The sequence below is a fragment of the Pseudoalteromonas sp. Isolate3 genome (assembly GCF_022398505.1).
Taxonomy (GTDB): domain Bacteria; phylum Pseudomonadota; class Gammaproteobacteria; order Enterobacterales; family Alteromonadaceae; genus Pseudoalteromonas; species Pseudoalteromonas apostichopi.
Genome location: NZ_JAKEVN010000091.1, coordinates 1 through 17,917, shown reverse-complemented (window position 1 = coordinate 17,917; position 17,917 = coordinate 1). Strand labels below are relative to the sequence as shown.

The 17,917-nt window shown below is 41.2% G+C and carries 17 protein-coding genes; 10 read left to right on the top strand and 7 right to left on the bottom strand.

What is annotated here, in order from left to right:
- Positions 1-341: 341 nt before the first annotated feature.
- The 5 genes from glnA to L1D46_RS15470 all read left to right on the top strand — a co-directional run bounded on the left by glnA (position 342) and on the right by L1D46_RS15470 (position 5,444).
- Entirely contained in the window at positions 342-1,748 is a 1,407-nt protein-coding gene (gene glnA / locus L1D46_RS15490) for a glutamate--ammonia ligase (RefSeq protein WP_130049998.1), read from the top strand.
- Positions 1,749-1,881: 133 nt separating this feature from the next.
- The gene (locus tag L1D46_RS15485; protein WP_233786779.1) at positions 1,882-2,406 is read left to right on the top strand and encodes a DUF4124 domain-containing protein; all 525 of its coding nucleotides are present in this window, start codon (positions 1,882-1,884) and stop codon (positions 2,404-2,406) included.
- Between the two features lie 79 nt (positions 2,407-2,485).
- Entirely contained in the window at positions 2,486-3,556 is a 1,071-nt protein-coding gene (glnL, locus tag L1D46_RS15480) for a nitrogen regulation protein NR(II) (RefSeq protein ID WP_130050000.1), read from the top strand.
- A gap of 18 nt (positions 3,557-3,574) precedes the next feature.
- Positions 3,575-4,960: a nitrogen regulation protein NR(I) gene (gene ntrC / locus L1D46_RS15475; protein WP_130050001.1), complete on the top strand. Its 1,386-nt coding sequence runs from the start codon at positions 3,575-3,577 to the stop codon at positions 4,958-4,960.
- Positions 4,961-4,985: 25 nt separating this feature from the next.
- Positions 4,986-5,444: a cyclic nucleotide-binding domain-containing protein gene (locus L1D46_RS15470; RefSeq protein WP_130050002.1), complete on the top strand. Its 459-nt coding sequence runs from the start codon at positions 4,986-4,988 to the stop codon at positions 5,442-5,444.
- On the opposite strand, the gene L1D46_RS15465 is transcribed toward L1D46_RS15470, so the two are convergent.
- On the bottom strand, positions 5,441-6,103 hold the full coding sequence (locus L1D46_RS15465; RefSeq protein ID WP_130050003.1) for a hypothetical protein: 663 nt from the start codon (positions 6,101-6,103) through the stop codon (positions 5,441-5,443). The two genes, L1D46_RS15470 and L1D46_RS15465, sit on opposite strands and share 4 nt — an antisense overlap.
- A gap of 57 nt (positions 6,104-6,160) precedes the next feature.
- The gene (locus L1D46_RS15460) at positions 6,161-6,448 is read right to left on the bottom strand and encodes a hypothetical protein (protein ID WP_239977813.1); all 288 of its coding nucleotides are present in this window, start codon (positions 6,446-6,448) and stop codon (positions 6,161-6,163) included.
- Between the two features lie 235 nt (positions 6,449-6,683).
- Between L1D46_RS15460 and L1D46_RS15455 the strand changes: the two genes are divergently transcribed.
- The 5 genes from L1D46_RS15455 (at position 6,684) to L1D46_RS15435 (ending at position 11,920) form a co-directional block, all read left to right on the top strand.
- Positions 6,684-7,058, top strand: a complete 375-nt coding sequence (locus L1D46_RS15455; RefSeq protein ID WP_239977812.1) for an RNA-binding S4 domain-containing protein — start codon at positions 6,684-6,686, stop codon at positions 7,056-7,058.
- 70 nt (positions 7,059-7,128) lie between these two features.
- Positions 7,129-7,548, top strand: a complete 420-nt coding sequence (locus L1D46_RS15450) for a hypothetical protein (protein ID WP_130050005.1) — start codon at positions 7,129-7,131, stop codon at positions 7,546-7,548.
- Between the two features lie 219 nt (positions 7,549-7,767).
- Positions 7,768-10,518 carry an aconitate hydratase AcnA gene (gene acnA / locus L1D46_RS15445; RefSeq protein WP_130050006.1) on the top strand — a complete coding sequence of 917 codons (2,751 nt, stop codon included), beginning with the start codon at positions 7,768-7,770 and terminating at the stop codon, positions 10,516-10,518.
- Positions 10,519-10,705: 187 nt separating this feature from the next.
- Positions 10,706-11,593 (top strand): DUF4097 domain-containing protein, encoded by an 888-nt coding sequence (locus tag L1D46_RS15440; RefSeq protein ID WP_239977811.1) that lies wholly within the window; start codon positions 10,706-10,708, stop codon positions 11,591-11,593.
- Between the two features lie 81 nt (positions 11,594-11,674).
- Entirely contained in the window at positions 11,675-11,920 is a 246-nt protein-coding gene (locus tag L1D46_RS15435) for a hypothetical protein (RefSeq protein ID WP_130050008.1), read from the top strand.
- Here the strand turns inward: L1D46_RS15435 and L1D46_RS15430 are convergent.
- The 5 genes from L1D46_RS15430 to L1D46_RS15410 form a co-directional block, all read right to left on the bottom strand.
- Positions 11,917-12,459: a DUF4124 domain-containing protein gene (locus tag L1D46_RS15430; protein ID WP_239977810.1), complete on the bottom strand. Its 543-nt coding sequence runs from the start codon at positions 12,457-12,459 to the stop codon at positions 11,917-11,919. The genes L1D46_RS15435 and L1D46_RS15430 overlap by 4 nt on opposite strands.
- Before the next feature lie 12 nt (positions 12,460-12,471).
- Entirely contained in the window at positions 12,472-13,197 is a 726-nt protein-coding gene (locus L1D46_RS15425; RefSeq protein ID WP_167659048.1) for a transporter substrate-binding domain-containing protein, read from the bottom strand.
- 101 nt (positions 13,198-13,298) lie between these two features.
- Positions 13,299-14,039 (bottom strand): phosphoadenylyl-sulfate reductase, encoded by a 741-nt coding sequence (locus tag L1D46_RS15420; protein ID WP_130050011.1) that lies wholly within the window; start codon positions 14,037-14,039, stop codon positions 13,299-13,301.
- A 38-nt stretch (positions 14,040-14,077) separates the two neighbouring features.
- Positions 14,078-15,775, bottom strand: coding sequence for an assimilatory sulfite reductase (NADPH) hemoprotein subunit (cysI, locus tag L1D46_RS15415; RefSeq protein ID WP_130050012.1), 1,698 nt, complete (start codon positions 15,773-15,775; stop codon positions 14,078-14,080).
- A 49-nt stretch (positions 15,776-15,824) separates the two neighbouring features.
- The gene (locus L1D46_RS15410; RefSeq protein WP_239977809.1) at positions 15,825-17,636 is read right to left on the bottom strand and encodes an assimilatory sulfite reductase (NADPH) flavoprotein subunit; all 1,812 of its coding nucleotides are present in this window, start codon (positions 17,634-17,636) and stop codon (positions 15,825-15,827) included.
- Between the last annotated feature and the right edge of the window lie 281 nt (positions 17,637-17,917).

Below are 17,917 nucleotides of genomic sequence, written 5' to 3'. Positions count from 1 at the left end.
TTTTATAAGTATCTGTTTTATAAATGACAAATTTATGAAAATTAAAGTGAATCTGAACGCAAAACTGGCGAAAATTTAGTTTTTGAACCATATTTTGGCACTAAATCGTGTTCGTAGCAGAAAAATTGGCACGCGCAATAATTGTGCAAAAATAAGGTTGCACTTTTTATGCACCACAATGAACTTTTTATGCACCAACTTGGTGCTTGAAGAGTTGACAAAACTGAGCCGTGTTTATTTTTATAAGCCTAAACAATGTGTTAAAAACATGGCACGAAACCAGCTTACAATAGCGAAAAGCAATAATGCAGCAAAAATAAAACCCAACAATTGGAGGACACATGTCACAATCGGTTTTAGATTTTATCAAAGAAAATGACGTTAAGTTCATTGATTTACGCTTTACTGATACCAAAGGTAAAGAACAGCATGTTTCTATTCCTCATCACCAAATTGATGAAGATTTCTTCGAAGACGGCAAAATGTTTGACGGTTCTTCAATTGCTGGTTGGAAAGGTATTAATGAATCAGACATGGTACTTATGCCTGTGCCTGAGTCTGCGAAAATGGACCCGTTTTCTGAAGAAGCTACACTAATCATACGTTGTGACGTAGTTGAGCCTTCAACACTTCAAGGTTACGAGCGTGACCCGCGCTCTGTTGCAAAACGCGCTGAAGAATACATGCGTTCTACAGGTATTGCTGACACTGTGTTATTCGGCCCTGAACCAGAATTCTTCCTATTTGACGATGTTAAGTACAAATCAGACATGTCTGGTTCTATGTATAAAATCGATTCTGTAGAAGCAGCTTGGAACTCAGATAAAGATTACGAAGGTGGCAACATGGGTCACCGTCCAGGTGTTAAAGGCGGTTACTTCCCGTGTTCACCTGTTGATTCATCACAAGACTGGCGTTCAGCAACTTGTTTAGTTCTTGAAGAACTTGGTCAAGTTGTAGAAGCTCACCACCATGAAGTAGCAACTGCAGGTCAAAATGAAATCGCTACGCGCTTCAATACAATGGTATTAAAAGCTGACGAAATCCAAGAGATGAAATATGTTATCCATAACATGGCTCACTTATATGGTAAAACAGCGACTTTCATGCCTAAGCCAATTGTAGGTGATAACGGTTCAGGTATGCACTGTCACCAATCTTTAGGTAAAGATGGTGTAAACATCTTCGCTGGTGACAAATACGCTGGCCTTTCTGAAGAAGCTCTTTACTACATCGGTGGTATCATCAAGCACGCTAAAGCAATCAACGCATTTGCTAACGCGTCTACTAACTCATACAAGCGCCTAGTTCCAGGCTTCGAAGCACCAGTAATGCTTGCATACTCTGCACGTAACCGTTCTGCTTCAATCCGTATTCCAGTGGTACCGTCTGCAAAAGCACGTCGTATCGAAATTCGTTTCCCTGATCCAACAGCAAACCCATACTTAGCATTCTCAGCAATGCTTATGGCGGGCCTTGACGGTATCAAAAACAAGATCCACCCTGGCGATGCAATGGACAAAGACTTGTACGATCTACCTGCTGAAGAAGCTGCTGAGATCCCACAAGTTGCATCTTCTTTATCTGAAGCACTTGCATCACTAGACGCTGACCGTGAGTTCTTAACTCAAGGTGGTGTGTTCACTGATGACCTAATCGATGCTTACATTGCTCTTAAGAGCCAAGAAGTTGAAAAGCTTAACATGACAACTCACCCAGTTGAGTTCGAAATGTACTACAGCGTTTAATTTAACGCTGTATCAGAATTATCTGAAAGATAATAAATGTGTGTTCTCAAGCCCGCTTTGCGGGCTTTTTTAATGGTAATTGAGCGGGTTCTACTCTACAGTTTTATTTAAATAAAAAATGCAGGGTTGCAGGGTGAAAAGCACAACTTTATTAGTATTATTGCTGATTTTTATAAGCTTTTTTGGCTATAGCGCAGCGCAAAAAGTATATTCTTGGAAAGATAAGAACGGCGTTTTAGTATTTTCTGATACACCGCGACCTGGTGCTATCGAAGTAAAAATAAATACCCAAAATTTGACTATGCCAGCTACCGATACCAGTATACTTGATAGGGGCGCGCCAAACACCACACCTATTAAATTTAAAGTCAGTATTTCATCTCCTAAAAACGAAGCCACTGTTCGCGAAAATACCGGCTCTGTATACGTTACTGCGCGAATTAGCCCACGCTTTGAAACAGGGTTTAAAGTACAGCTTTTACTTGACGGTACGCCCCATAGTGAACCTAGTAATAGTACGACCTTTGCACTAAGAGAGGTCAACCGCGGTGAACACACATTACAAGCAAAACTTTATGATGCTAATAATAAACTCGTTTCGGTTAGCCCAATCAGCACCTTTTTCATGCATAGAGCTTCTGTAATTAGTGGAAACTAATATTTCAACTTAACGTCTCGCAACGCAAAAAGAATATGCTAAGCTGCAATAAATCGAAACGCACTAAAATGGTGCAACCATGCTCAGTGATACACACTTTAATTCTGAATTGCTCGACAGTATTTGGAAAAATTTAAGTACTGCCGTTATTCTACTCGACCATGATTTTAAACTGGTTTATGCCAATGATAGCGCCAGTGAGCTTTTAGGTTTAGGCCCGAAGCGAATCATCAATCAACCTTTCGACAACTTATTTAACTACCACTCAATAGACTTAAAGCGCATAGCTCAGTATTCATTATTCGATGGTGTCGATTGCCATCAGCATAGAGCTGACGTAGTGTTCGTTGATTCTCGTCATGCAAAATTGACCATTAGTACACGACGTATAAGTCACAACGATAGTCACTATATATTGTTCGAATGCCGTCAAATGGATGATGAAATCCGTCACGATCAAGCCTCTAATCAAATGCATCAATATCAAGCTGCACGAAACTTAATTCGTGGTTTAGCACACGAAATTAAAAATCCTTTAGGTGGAATTCGCGGAGCGGCGCAATTATTGCAGTATGAGGTTGATCAGCAAGAACGAGATCAATGTGCTGAATTAATTATTGAACAAGCCGACCGTTTACGCGAGCTTGTAGACCGTTTACTTGGTCCGAATCAATTGCCACATAAATCTTATGGCAATATTCACCAAGCTTTAGAGTCAGTGATTAAACTGAGCATGTTAGACAACAATGCCAATATCACTTTAGTGAAAGACTATGATCCAAGTATACCAAGCGTATACATCGATCAAAGTAAAATTCAACAAGTGGTACTGAACATTATTCGTAATGCACAACAGGCACTCGTTGATGGTGGTGAGATAAGAATAAAAACCCGCATCAATCATCAACACAGACGCCCTGGTAAAGCACCGAAAAAGACCTTGCTGATACAAATTTCAGATAACGGCCCAGGTATAGACAAGAGTTTACGTGAAACCTTGTTCTACCCAATGATCACCAACAAAGAAAATGGATCAGGGCTTGGTTTATCGATAGCGCAAACCTTGGTTGACCAACATGACGGCCACATTGATTGTGACAGTTGGCCAGGCCATACAGAGTTTAATATCTATTTGCCTTTTACGGATTAATGGTTTTTTGGAGTAGTCATGAAAACAGTCTGGTTAGTTGATGATGATGCCTCAATTCGCTTTGTACTAGAAAAAGCGTTGGCACGTGCAGGATTTGAAACTGAAAGCTATGCAAACGCACAAGATGTGCTTAATGCATTAAAGTTTAGCCAGCCCACGGTATTGGTATCTGATGTGCGTATGCCAGGTATGGATGGTATGGCGTTACTTGAAACCATTGCTGAACAAAACCCGGGCTTACCGGTGATCATCATGACTGCTCACTCTGACTTAGATTCGGCGGTTAATGCATTCCAAAAAGGCGCATTTGAGTACCTTGCCAAACCGTTTGACTTAGATGAAGCTGTAGCGCTGGTAGAAAGTGCATGCCGAGCTAATTCCACGAAAAAAACTAAGCGAAAACAAGCACCACAAACTAATGCACATATAATAGGTGAAGCACCCGCTATGCAGGAGGTGTTTCGCGCGATAGGTAAATTATCAGCATCAAGTATGAGTGTGTTGATTAACGGTGAGTCAGGGACAGGTAAAGAGCTTGTCGCCAGTGCCCTTCATAATCACAGCCCACGCAAAGAAAACCAATTCATCGCCCTGAATATGGCTGCAATTCCTAAAGAGTTAGTAGAGTCAGAGCTATTTGGTCACGAAAAAGGCGCATTTACAGGGGCAGACAGCATCCGTAAAGGCCGCTTCGAGCAAGCAAATGGCGGCACCTTATTTTTAGATGAAATTGGTGACATGCCACTCGACGTACAAACACGTTTATTGCGCGTGTTAGCTGATGGCGAGTTTTATCGTGTTGGTGGTCATCAAAGCATTAAAGTTGATGTACGTATTATTGCTGCTACGCATCAGAATCTAGAAGATTTAGTAAAACAAGGCAAATTTCGTGACGATTTATTTCATCGTTTGAATGTTGTGCGCTTACGCTTACCTGCCCTACGCGAACGTACTGAAGATATTGAACGACTAGCACAACACTTTTTACATAAAAGTGCCAAAGAGCTACAAGTTGAAAGCAAAATATTAAGCCCAAAAGCCACAGAGCAGCTACGCTTGTTTAATTGGCCTGGTAACGTGCGACAACTAGAGAATACTTGCCGCTGGTTAACCGTAATGGCACCGGGTGAGCTTATCAGTGAACAAGATTTACCACCGGAGATTGTTGCTGTCGAGCCTACTGAGCAAGAAGGTGATTGGCTGGATGCATTTCAACAATGGCTTAACCTTGAACTTAAGCAAGGCAAAACAAATATTTGGCCAGCTATTCAAGCTCAACTTGAAACTCGCTTGATTAAAACAGCTCTTGCCAACTGTGCTGGCCACAAGCAAGAAGCCGCAGTAAAGATTGGCTGGGGTCGCAATACATTGACCCGCAAGCTAAAAGAGCGCAATATTAGCTAATTTTAAGCTATACCGATGTGAGTCAATGAATTTAATCGAGCACATTCCACTCATTAAACAAATGGAAATTATTAACAGATTGCCGTTTTTTAGGGAGTTTACTCTCAGTGAGCGACAAGTGTTATTAGAGTCCTTCAGTCATTTATATTTGGTCAAACAGGGCCGCGCAGTTTTCAAACAATATGATACTGATAAACGACTTTATATTGTGCTAAGTGGCTCACTCATGGTGTTCAAACAAAGTCACTTACTTGAACTTGGCACAATCGAGCCCGGTGAGTTTATCGGTGAAGGCGCATTCATTAATAACCGAGAGCACAGCACCAGTGCACGCGCTAGAGTCGATACCATTTTGTTAGCTATCACCCCTGAAGCACTCATCCGCTTACCCAATGTGATCCGCGAGAAAATTAAAGATCGCATAATCGAAGGCATGAGTGAGCGTATTACTAAACTCAGTAATTACCTCGAATCAGGTAGTTAGTCCATATACACCACTTGCAATGAGCAATTCAACCAACTGGGCTTATTAACGCGAGCCGTATAACGATAAGTATCAGACGGTTTTAGACCAAAAGGGGTACTCACTTTTGGCGTTAAATGACTGTATGTTTGCGAGTAATTTTTATAATAAATGACTAAGTAGCCATATAAATAATCCCAATCTAGTGAGACTTTTCTACCGCTTGCAAGGGTAAAGTGTGCCTGCTTGTCATTAAATGTAACAGCAAGATCATTGTACTTGTCTTCAACACATCCAGTGGTGAGTACACGAGTCGGCATAGTAAAACTAGTTGCAGTATTTTTAGCTCTTAAGTAAAAGCCAATATTTCCATGATTGTAAAAGTGATTGGCATCTGTGGTGTACTTAATTTCAGCTTGATAACCCAGCCCCTGCATAATTTCTGCAAGTTGCTCGGTTTCATGAGTCAGAATTTTATCGCTCGATAACATTAAGGTCGCATCAGCAAAGTCTCTTGGAATAGGTAGCTTTGTGTATTCATAAGGTAAGCTTTGCTTATTTAAAGCTTGCTCTAATGTGTGCAGCTGTTGTTCATCAAGTTTTTCAGTGTATACGTACACTGTTGGTTGCTGACAACCTGCCAAAATTAAAAATAGGGCTGCTGAAATTATCCTTTTCATTTTCTTTCTCACTTTGGATTACAACTGTAGTCTAAAGTGAGAAAAACAATAAATCAATTAATTAAGATGTTTTTTCAGCCAACTATTAACACTTTGACGGGTATATAGAATATCTTTAAATAAACGGTGGGTTTGATGCTGGAGCAGTTTTTCTTTATTTGTTTCCCCTGAACTCAGCTGGCTATGATTATCATTAAATCGCGAAATTAACGCAAAACCTTGTTCTGATTTTTCAGGCTGAGACTTAATTTTTTGTGTTAACAAAGCTCGCACATCATCTGCTGCAAGCAATGACGAATCTTGCAAACCCATTAACTCTTTTCTTAGCGCTGATCTTACGCCCATTACAACTTCTCCTGAACGAATAAAAAATGAAACGGACATGCATTTAGCAATTTGTACACCAATTCCAAACGCGCGCAGTGTACCCAGTAAATACTGCAGTTTTTTTACTGTTTGTAAAAATTTAAGATTATTTATTACTGTAAATTTTAACCGCTTGAAGAGCTTAAAAATTTAATCTTGGTTCAATTGAGTGCTAGGCTTTATAATGGCTGCGATTGAATTAAGAGAGACCAATATGAACGAAGATTTCATCGAAATTGAACTAGAAGAAGAGCCAATAGAACTATGCAACTTGCTAAAAGTGCTCGACCTAGTCGAAACAGGTGGCCAAGCAAAAGCCTTAATTGGTGAAGGTTATGTTGGGGTTAACTATGAAATTTGTACAATAAAGCGGAAAAAATTATACAGTGGTGACGTGCTGGCTTTTGATGGTGAGTTGTTCCAACTCACATTAAGTGAAGATGCTACACCGAATCCTCGCCCACCGGAATCTGTTCAAAAAGCACAACTACAAAACAGTGAAGAAGTGCCAAAAAAATCGAAGCGTAAACGCACTAAGAAACCAAAAGTGGACGAAAAAACCGGCCGCCGCCCTATCTCTTTTGGTTAACTAAATCTTGCTTAGTTAGCATAAATCACCTTTAATTGGATGCGATAATAACAACAATAAAAGGTGATTTATGGCTCCTCCGTCTTGGCTCAAGCCACTTGCTTGGGCAGCATTTGTTTGGAATCTTTTAGGCGTCATTGCATTTGTAATGCAGCTGTTGATAACACCCGAAATGATTAGCCAACTCCCTGAAGCACAACAAGCCGCATACCGCGACATCCCGCTCTGGTCAACGGCTGCCTTTGCAATAGCCGTATTTGCAGCAAGCTTTGCGAGCATCTTATTACTGGCAAAAAAAGCCCTGGCACGCGAGCTATTTTTAATCTCGTTTATCGCCGTATTAGTCCAGCAATATTATAATTTTGTGGTGATAGATAGCCTTGCCATGTTTGGTACTAGCGCATTAGCAATGCCATTCTGCGTGATCGTTATTGGTTTACTATTACTGTTTATTAGCCATAAAGGTAAACAACAAAACTGGCTCAACTAAAAGCACTTATTTCTGAGGGTAGTTTAAAATAACTACCCATTTATCTGTCCCTATCCCTTGAAATAAATCACATCGGCATCAACTATATTAGATAGCATATTTTTTCATCAGCTAGATGAATTTCTCAGCTGGTATTAAGTTTGCAATAACGCTGTGTCAATTTCGAAAAGGAAACAACAAGGCAAGCCAAACTGCTTGCTCAAACCACAGGGGCAAATAATGAATAACAGTTTTGATACCCAAAAGCAGCTTACGATTAATGGTGAGCAATATCATATTCACTCTTTACAAGGGTTAGGCGACAAAGCAAAACGTCTGCCATTCTCATTAAAAATCTTACTTGAAAACCTATTGCGCAATGAAGACGGCGTAAATATTAAAAAGCAAGACATCGATGCCTTATTAAACTGGGACCCACAAGCCAAACCGTCAGCAGAAGTGGCGTTTACGCCTGCTCGTGTTGTAATGCAAGACTTTACGGGTGTTCCAGCCATTGTTGATTTAGCTGCGATGCGTGATGCCATGGAAAAACTTGGTGGCGACCCTGCGAAAATTAACCCGCTATCGCCTGCCGAGCTGGTAATAGACCACTCAGTGCAAGTTGATGGCTATGGTGAAGATGGCTCATTCGACTTAAATGCGAAACTTGAATATGAGCGTAACAAAGAGCGTTACGAATTTTTACGCTGGGGACAAACCGCCTTCGATAATTTGAAAGTCGTGCCACCAGCTACCGGCATCGTACACCAAGTTAATTTAGAATATTTAGCCCGTGTGGTGTTTAACGATAGTAAAAATGGTAAATCACTCGCCTACCCAGATACCCTAGTCGGAACCGATTCGCACACCACCATGATCAATGGTCTTGGGGTACTTGGCTGGGGAGTGGGTGGTATTGAGGCTGAAGCCGCAATGCTTGGTCAACCAATCAGCTTACTCATTCCACAGGTCGTCGGCTTTAAGCTCAATGGTCGCCTGCCTGAAGGTACGACCGCAACAGATCTTGTGCTAACCGTGACAGAAATGCTGCGCAAGCATGGCGTCGTGGGTAAATTTGTTGAGTTTTATGGTGATGGTCTTGCTGATTTACCACTTGCAGACCGTGCAACTATCGCAAACATGGCGCCGGAGTATGGAGCAACCTGCGGTATTTTCCCAATCGATGATGAAACCATTAACTACCTGCGTTTAACAAACCGCGATGACAAACAACTTAAACTCATCGAAGACTATGCGAAGCATCAAGGCTTGTGGCGTAATCCTGGCGATGAAGCTCATTATACCGACACACTTGAGCTATCGCTTGATGATGTAGTGCCGAGCCTTGCCGGCCCAAAACGCCCACAAGATAGAATCGCCCTAGACAAAGCTGGTGATATCATTGGTGAGCACTTAAAAGGCTTCCAAGATGAGCGCATGCAACACCGTGATAAAAGTGATGTTCAAGAGGCTCGCATTGAAGATGAAGGCCCAGCAACCAATCCTGATGAGCCAGTGAACGAAGCGCAATATATGGGTGCAGCTAAAGTTAACTTTAAAGGCGAAGAGTTTGAGCTTAAAGATGGTGCTTGTGTGATTGCAGCAATTACAAGCTGTACAAACACCTCAAACCCAAGTGTTATTTTAGCTGCAGGTTTAGTTGCTAAAAAAGCCAAGCAATTAGGCTTAAAGGTTAAGCCATGGGTAAAAACCTCACTTGCTCCAGGCTCACAAGTCGTGACTGATTACTTGAAAAAAGCCGACTTAATGGATGATTTAGATGCTTTAGGCTTTAATCTTGTTGGTTATGGTTGTACAACCTGTATCGGTAACTCTGGACCTTTAGCTGATGAAATCACTGATGCAATTCAAAAACATAAACTAGTAGTCAGCTCTATTTTATCGGGTAATCGTAACTTTGAAGGCCGTATTCACCAAGATGTGAAAATGAACTTCTTAGCGTCACCACCACTTGTGGTTGCATACGCTATAGCTGGTCGTACAGATATAGACGTTTATAACGAGCCCCTTGCACAAGATCCTAATGGTAATGACATTTACCTAAAAAATATCTGGCCAAGTGTCAGTGAAGTTAGCGAGCTAGTCCGTGAAACAGTAACCAAAGAAATGTTCGCATCAAGCTATAGCAATGTGTATCAAGGCGATGATCGTTGGCAAAAAATTCAAATTCCTGATGGCAAACTTTATGATTGGGATGATGCGTCAACCTATATTAAAAGAGCGCCATTCTTTGATGGCATGGAGATTGAGCCTCCAGGGATCCCAAGCATAAGTGGTGCACGCTGTTTAGCTAAACTAGGTGACTCAGTAACCACTGACCATATTTCACCAGCGGGTGCGATTAAAGCAGATGCCCCAGCAGGTCTTTACTTGCAAGAGCATGGCGTACAAAAAGCACAATTTAACTCATATGGTTCGCGCCGTGGTAATCACGAAGTAATGATGCGCGGCACCTTTGCCAATGTGCGTTTACGTAATCTATTAGCACCGGGTACTGAAGGCGGTGTTACCCGTATACAACCAAACGATGAGCTCGCTAGTATTTATGATGCAGCCATGCAATATCAACAAGATGGCACGCCACTCATTATTTTAGCAGGCGCGGAATATGGCACAGGTTCATCACGAGATTGGGCAGCTAAAGGTTCACTATTACTTGGTGTTAAAGCCGTTATTGCACAAAGTTATGAGCGTATTCACCGTTCTAACCTCATTGGTATGGGTGTATTACCACTGCAATTTAAAGAAGGTGAAAGCTATGAATCACTGGGCCTAACAGGTCAAGAGTCATTCGATTTTGAAGGTTTATACGACAAAACCAATGAAGTAAGCGTAATTGCCACTAACAGTGAAGGCAAACAAATTAGCTTTAGTGTTGATGTGCGTATAGATACCCCTAAAGAATGGGATTACTACAAACACGGCGGTATTTTACAGTATGTACTGCGTAATATGCTGGCTGAGCAGTAATTGATTTAAGTTAACTAAGGGGCTGAATTTTCAGCCCCTTTTTTTGTTTAAAACACCAATTAATTGCAGTTTAGACCAACACAATTATTTACAAAAAATGAAAAGCACATAAAAATCAGCATGTTAAAATTGGACCATAGTTTGCAAATACTAACCAGATAAAAATCACAATAATTTTGGAATCCATATGACTATTGCCTCATTCAAACGCGCAATTTGCGCGACTGCCATCTCATCAAGTTTATTATTAACTGGCTGTGTTATTCATGTCTCTCCGGGTCAAATCGCAGAACAAAAACAACAAGACTTAAGCGTTTCGGCTGCAGATATAAGCGAATTAAAAATTGATGCCGAAGCAGGTTCTCTGATCATCAAAGGCGACCATAACGCCACAGCTATCACTGTGAATGCCAATATCTATGCGGCTAAAGGCGATGAAACCTATACACTAACCCTCGAAAAGCACGGCGACACCGCAGAGCTTATCAGCAAGCTCAATAATGGTAGCTTGTCGTTTTACAGTGGTTCATCACCTCATATTGATTTAATTGTCTCTGTACCTAGCAACCTTAAACTGGATATCGATGATGACTCAGGTGACATCGTTATACGTGCAATGCAAAACGATATCAGCATTGATGATGACTCAGGATCAATTTTGATCGAAGGTGGTCACAATATTAATATTGATGATGACTCGGGCGATATTCGCATTAGCAATGTAAGCGGAAATATCAACATTGAAGATGACTCTGGTTCAATTATGATAGACCAAGGCCAAGGACGTATTGATATTGAAGATGACTCAGGAGATATCCGCATCGAGAACAGCCAAGGTCCAGCACGTATTATTGATGAATCAGGTAGTATCAGCGTTAAAACACTGGCGGGTGCACTTACTATAGAAGACGGCTCTGGTGATATAGATGTAAGACAAATCAAAGGACTTGTTATTATTACCGATGGCTCTGGCAGTATTTATGTTGATGACACACTTGGCCTGACAATTATCGAAGCAGGTTCAGGTGATTTAAGTATCGATAACATCAACGGTCCTGTAAAACTGGATAGATAATCAACAATTGCTTGATTTAGAACAATCTATTAAATAACCACAGCACCTACACTTTAATTAAGGCTAAAGTGAGGTGCTTGTATGACTGAACGAAACATCATTCGAATCTTAAAAACCTTCATCATTTTAGGTTTATGCTTAATCGTTTTGGGGCATTCTTTATTAGCCGGCAATTACTTAGGTGATAGCATGGGTGTGCATGGCATAATGATCAGCGCAGCGTGTATTGCTGTTGGTGTGCTATTCTCACTGCCAACAAAAATTTATCTCACTATTTTACTGATGAAAATGGAAAGTGACCTCACCGCACAGAACAAGCAAAGTTAATTGCCACCTTGCTCTTTTAGCTGCTTTTCAAGCTGCTTAGTACGCTGCTCCATGAGCTGTTTTACCTGCTCGGCTTCTTGCATCATCTTTTGTACATTTTTAGGGTCGTATACTCCAAGTGCTGAAGATTTTTCGTCAGCTTTAACTACTGCTGGTTGATTCTCATCAGCCTGAAAAGTCTCTGCAGGTAGCACCGTTATCTCGTTCGGATCTAAACTTACTGCGGTACTAGCGTAATTTGGGTGAGGTGTATCAGCATAGTGCCACTGACCATGTTCATCTTGCCATTTATAAACTAAAACTGGTGCATTTACATCTTTGTTAAAATTCAATTTCTCAGTTAGTTTTTTAGCTTGAATGCTTAAGGTATCGGCACCCTGCGAAGCAAAATCACTCACATCATCGCTGACTTTTTCTGAGTAACGCTCAAACATACTAAGCTCTAGGTAAGGCCTACCGTCTGGCTTTTTAATGTAAAATAGCAGCGCCACACTGGTCAGTAACATCATAACGGCAAGATAACAAAAACGCTTAATCATTCCATTTACCTATTATTGGTAGTTACTCTCAATCTTAGCAAATTCACCAGTTGATTTAAGATTTTTAATAAACTTACTGAATTGCTCACTCATTCGTTTTCCTTTTTCATTATAAGCAAACTGTAGTTGCATCGGCGCTTTGCCAACACTGTAATCACTCACAGTGAATTTGTTAAAAATTTTATTCTTCGATTTATACCACTGTAGTGTATTTTTTGCGATGACGGCAACGCGTTGGTTTTGTTCCATATCAACCAAAGCGTTAAGCATTTCAATCTCAGAATAAAAGTCCTCGCGATGTAGCTCTCCTGAAGCAAACATAGATTCAAACTGCGGGTAGGTATAACCAAACCGAGCCATTAAAACATAGCCATTGAGCTTATCAAGTTTAGGAATATGGCAACCAGTTGGCATTACAAGAATATCCTCAACAACGGAAATACTATCACTCCAATAATATTGGTTGTTTCCTCGATACCATTGTTCAGACTCTAAACGAGCGTCGACTTTGCCTTCATCAAGTAAGTGCTGCGAGCGCACCTCTGGTACAAGGATATATTGAATATTATGATTGTATTTTTCAGCAAAACGAATTAATAGCTCATCAACAAGTCCCTTCTGGCCACTATCGGCGAAGTGATAAGGGGGATAATCTGTGTCATACAGCGCAACTTTGAGCATTTCAGCCCGAGTCAATGGCGCAATAATTAACAGTAATAAAGCAACAACACGAGTCATAGATTTCTCTCACAAAATTACGCCTGAGAATTGTATATAAATAATACAAAAAAAGCGCAACCTAGGTCGCGCTTTACGAAAATTCTGATAGGAATTTAGGATTAGATACCATCACCATCAATATGTAAGCCACATTCACGGTTTAAACCGAAGAAACGAGTCTCTTCTTCTGTCATTCCAGGCTCAAGTTTACGGGTCGTGTGTACATCCCCCATCGACACATAGCCTTGCTCCCAAAGTGGGTGATACGGCAAATCGTGCTTAGTTAGGTACTGATAAATATCTCGGTTGTTCCACTCAATAAGTGGATACACTTTCACTGTACCTCGGCTAATTTCAACAATCTGCTTATCAGCACGACTTGATGATTGGTCACGGCGTAAACCGCTAAACCACGTACCGGCTTCCAGTTCGTTTAATGCGCGGCTCATTGGCTCAACTTTATTAAGTTGATTGTACTGTTTGATGCCAGCTTCACCTTGCTCCCAAAGTTTACCAAACTTCGCTTCTTGCCACGCAGGACTAAGCTCAGCTTTATAAACTTTAAGATTAAGCGCAAGTCGCTCTGTCATTTGCTCGATGAACTGGTAGGTTTCAGGAAACAAATAACCAGTGTCAGTCAGTACCACTGGAATATCTGGCTGCTGTGATGTCACTAAGTGCAACATCACAGCCGCTTGAATACCAAAACTAGACGACAAAAAGTGCGTGCTTGGTAAGTTTTCAAGTGCCCACGCAACACGCTCCTCAGCGCTTTTATCAGCCAGAAGACCATTAATATCAGCCAGCATGGCTGTTTGGTCTTCTTTGCTCATCGTTAAGATGTCTTTAAATTCACTCATGGTTAATTCCAAACCTTAAAACGGTGTCGCTTATAAAATTATGCGTGAAAATCGGTTACTGAAACTTTGACTTCAGCAACAATGCCTTTGCGAATTACAAAATCACCAAAACACTCACCGTCATTACGCTCACTTGCCCATTGGCCGATTAGCTTATCGAATGCGTCTAGGTATACCTCTTCGCCAACATTTTCTAAATACAATTTAGGAATACGCGTACCTTCACGGTTACCACCTAAGTACACGTTGTATTTACCCGGACCTTTACCAACAAGACCCGCTTCAGCCAACATTGCTCGGCCACAGCCATTCGGGCAGCCAACAACACGCATAATGATATTGTCATCACTAATTCCGTGCTTAGCTAATAGCGCTTCAGTCTTCTCAATTAAGCTTGGTAAATAACGCTCAGCTTCTGCCATCGCTAATGGACAAGTTGGTAATGCCACACACGCCATTGAATTTTTACGCTGCTCTGTATGACTGTCATCAATTAAGCCATGGTTGCGCGCAATCTCTTCAATTACGGCTTTTTGATCCGCAGGAACACCTGCGATGATCAAGTTTTGGTTTGCCGTCATACGGAAATCACCTTGGTGAATTTCTGCAATTTTACGGCAGCCTGTTTTAAGAGGTTGATTTGGGTAATCTAAAATACGTCCACTTTGGATAAACAGCGTTAAGTGGTGCTTACCATCAATACCTTCAACCCAACCGATACGGTCACCACGGTGAGTAAACTCATACGGGCGGCTCTGCTCGAACTGAACACCGGCACGTTTTTCAACTTCTGCTTTAAATACATCAGAACCTACACGGTCTAGTGTGTACTTAGTTTTCGCATTTTTACGATTTGAGCGGTTACCCCAATCACGCTGTACAGACACAACGTGCTCAGCAATTTTTAGGGTGTGCTCAAGTGGAATAAAGCCAAAGTCATCCGCTTTACGAGGATACGTTGCTGTATCACCGTGAGTCATCGCAAGACCACCACCGACTAACACGTTAAAACCAACTAACTTGCCGTTTTCTGCAATCGCCACGAAGTTTAAGTCGTTAGCATGAACATCCACTTCATTGTTCGGTGGAATTGTTACTGTGGTTTTAAACTTACGCGGTAAGTAAGTTGAACCTAAAATTGGCTCTTCAGTGGTTTCACTCTTTTCACCATCTAACCAAATTTCAGCGTACGCTTTGGTTTTTGGTAATAGGTGTTCAGAGATCTTAGCAGCCCATTCGTAAGCTTCTTGGTGAAGCTCAGATTCAACTGGGTTCGTCGTACATAATACGTTTCGGTTTACATCGCCAGCAGTTGCAATTGAGTCAATGCCCACGCTATTAAGCATTTGGTGCATGCCTTTAATGTTTGGCTTAAGCACACCATGGAACTGGAACGTTTGACGCGTCGTTAAACGAATACTGCCATAGCTGGTTTTCTCTTCAGCAAACTTATCAATCGCTAACCATTGCTCTGGTTTGATGATGCCGCCTGGCATACGAGCACGTAACATAACGTTATGTAACGGCTCTAATTTTTGTTTAGCTCGCTCAGGACGAATATCACGGTCATCTTGCTGGTACATGCCGTGGAAACGGATCAGTTGGAAGTTATCAGCAGTGAAACCACCGGTGATCTCGTCTTTTAAATCTTGTTCAATTGTGCCACGTAAAAAGTTACTTTCTCTTTTCAAACGCTCGTTATCAGAAAGCTTTACGTTTTTGTCTTGTTCGCTCATGGTATTTCCTAAATTTGTTACAGTGACGGCTGTTAGCTTTTAAACGTGATTAGTACACGTCTTTCTGATAGCGATTTGCGCTACGTAAATCTTTTAAATATTGCTCTGCTTGTTCGTCATCTTTACCGCTATTTTCTTTAATGATATCAACAAGCGCCTGATGAACATCTTTCGCCATACGGTTTGCATCACCACAGATATAGAAATGAGCACCCGCTTCTAGCCAAGCAAATATTTCTTGGCTGTTTTTGCGAAGTTTATCTTGAACATATACCTTCTCGGCTTGATCGCGACTAAACGCCACATCCACTTTAGTGAGCAAGCCTGATTTCAAGTAACCTTGAATTTCAACTTGGTATAAGAAGTCTTGAGTAAAATGTGGGTTACCAAAGAATAACCAGTTTTTACCGCTTGCTTCGCGGGCATCACGCTCTTGTAAAAACGCACGGAATGGTGCAATACCAGTTCCCGGGCCTACCATGATAATTGGCGTTTCATCATTAGCCGGTAGACGGAAATTATCATTATGCTCGCTAAATACTTTTACTTTACAGCCTTCTTCAGCACGACGTGCTAAATAGCCAGAACAACCACCTAAGTGTTCGCTACCGAATGCATCAAACTCAACCAGCCCCACAGTTAAGTGAACTTCTTCTTCAACTTCGGCTTGGCTAGATGCAATCGAATATAAACGTGCTTGTAGTTTACGTAAGCAATCTACTAAAGTTTGCGCTTCAAGCTGAGCTGGGTTTTGACGAATAATATCGAAGATTTGGCGAGGTTCGATGTACTCACGCATTGCTGCTTTATCTTCAACTAACTTTAATAATTCAGGGTTGCCAGTTGCTGTTGCGTATTTTTCAACAAAACCTGGGTATGACTGAGTTAATTCTAATTTTTCGATTAATGCATCACGAATACTCAGCTCTTCGTCGCCTAATTTAATCGTGCTAGATGCATCGATTTGTGTAAGCGCAAGTACTTCATCTACAAGTGCTTCGTCATTTAAGAAGTAAACACCTAGCGAATCACCCGGTGTATAGGTGATGTCTGAACCTTCTAAAGAAATTTCAACATGACGAACATCTTTGCTTGAGTCACGACCCGTAATTTTTTGCACAACACTTAGTTCTGCAGCAAATGGGTTTTGCTTAGTGTACTGACTTGCTGCTGGTGCAGCTGCCCCAAATGGCATAGCTACAACTTGACCATCACTCGTTTGCTGCGCTTTAAGATCTGGCTCGAACGCATCGAGAGCACCATCAATCCACTTCGCAGCCTCATCATCGTAATCAACGTCTAAGTCAGCACGCTGGAAAATAGTTTCTGCGCCAAGCTTGTTAAAACGCTCTTCGAAATCTTTTGCTGTTTGGCAGAAGAACTCGTAGCTTGAATCACCTAAGCCAATCACAGCCACTTTAACACCATCTAGTTTTGGTGCTTTTTTAGTAGTTAAGAATTCATGTAGGCTTTCAGCATCTTCTGGTGGCTCGCCCTCACCATAGGTTGAAACAACAACAGTAATGAACTTTTCTTTTTTCAGGGCAGTTGGTTTGTAATCAGCCATGTTTACTAGCTTAACAGTTAGACCGCGCGACTCTGCTTGCTCTTTTAACTTAGTCGCAACGCCTTTTGCGTTACCCGTTTGAGAGCCGTATAAAATAGTTAACGGTGCAGCATCACTAGCAGCTGGAGCGGCAGCAACACCACCCGTTATTGCACCTGCGTTGGCATTAGCAGCTAAGTAACCACTTACCCACGCTTGCTGAATTGGATTAAGTTCAGCCACTAAGCCTTGCAGCTTTTGTACTTGCTCTTGCGATAGCGGGCTCGCCGCTGCATTTAGTTGACTTAACAACATGAATTTATTCCTCGTAACCCTGAAAAGTTAACTGCGAAATGAACTTGCTACTGTCATTTCGCGAACAATTTTTTCGACTTTAAAGACCAAATAGAAATGCTTTAAAGGTTTATCTGAGCGTGAAGAATAACGAGGTCTGATGCGATTAAAAAAGAATAGAATCTGCTTTTATATTCCATTTAGTTATTAATTTAGCATTTATCCAAAAAAAACATGTTAAAAGCAAAAACTCCTAAATAAGAAACTTTTATTAATTAACATTATTGCAACATAAGCCAATT

Coding starts and splice junctions, on each gene's coding strand:
- acnA (WP_130050006.1), top strand. CDS start 7,768: ATGAATAACAGTTTTGATACCCAAAAGCAGCTTACGATTAATGGTGAG.
- L1D46_RS15430 (WP_239977810.1), bottom strand. CDS start 12,459: ATGATTAAGCGTTTTTGTTATCTTGCCGTTATGATGTTACTGACCAGT.
- ntrC (WP_130050001.1), top strand. CDS start 3,575: ATGAAAACAGTCTGGTTAGTTGATGATGATGCCTCAATTCGCTTTGTA.
- glnL (WP_130050000.1), top strand. CDS start 2,486: ATGCTCAGTGATACACACTTTAATTCTGAATTGCTCGACAGTATTTGG.
- L1D46_RS15460 (WP_239977813.1), bottom strand. CDS start 6,448: ATGGGCGTAAGATCAGCGCTAAGAAAAGAGTTAATGGGTTTGCAAGAT.
- L1D46_RS15435 (WP_130050008.1), top strand. CDS start 11,675: ATGACTGAACGAAACATCATTCGAATCTTAAAAACCTTCATCATTTTA.
- L1D46_RS15420 (WP_130050011.1), bottom strand. CDS start 14,039: ATGAGTGAATTTAAAGACATCTTAACGATGAGCAAAGAAGACCAAACA.
- L1D46_RS15450 (WP_130050005.1), top strand. CDS start 7,129: ATGGCTCCTCCGTCTTGGCTCAAGCCACTTGCTTGGGCAGCATTTGTT.
- L1D46_RS15465 (WP_130050003.1), bottom strand. CDS start 6,103: ATGAAAAGGATAATTTCAGCAGCCCTATTTTTAATTTTGGCAGGTTGT.
- L1D46_RS15440 (WP_239977811.1), top strand. CDS start 10,706: ATGACTATTGCCTCATTCAAACGCGCAATTTGCGCGACTGCCATCTCA.
- L1D46_RS15425 (WP_167659048.1), bottom strand. CDS start 13,197: ATGACTCGTGTTGTTGCTTTATTACTGTTAATTATTGCGCCATTGACT.
- L1D46_RS15470 (WP_130050002.1), top strand. CDS start 4,986: ATGAATTTAATCGAGCACATTCCACTCATTAAACAAATGGAAATTATT.
- glnA (WP_130049998.1), top strand. CDS start 342: ATGTCACAATCGGTTTTAGATTTTATCAAAGAAAATGACGTTAAGTTC.
- L1D46_RS15455 (WP_239977812.1), top strand. CDS start 6,684: ATGAACGAAGATTTCATCGAAATTGAACTAGAAGAAGAGCCAATAGAA.
- cysI (WP_130050012.1), bottom strand. CDS start 15,775: ATGAGCGAACAAGACAAAAACGTAAAGCTTTCTGATAACGAGCGTTTG.
- L1D46_RS15410 (WP_239977809.1), bottom strand. CDS start 17,636: ATGTTGTTAAGTCAACTAAATGCAGCGGCGAGCCCGCTATCGCAAGAG.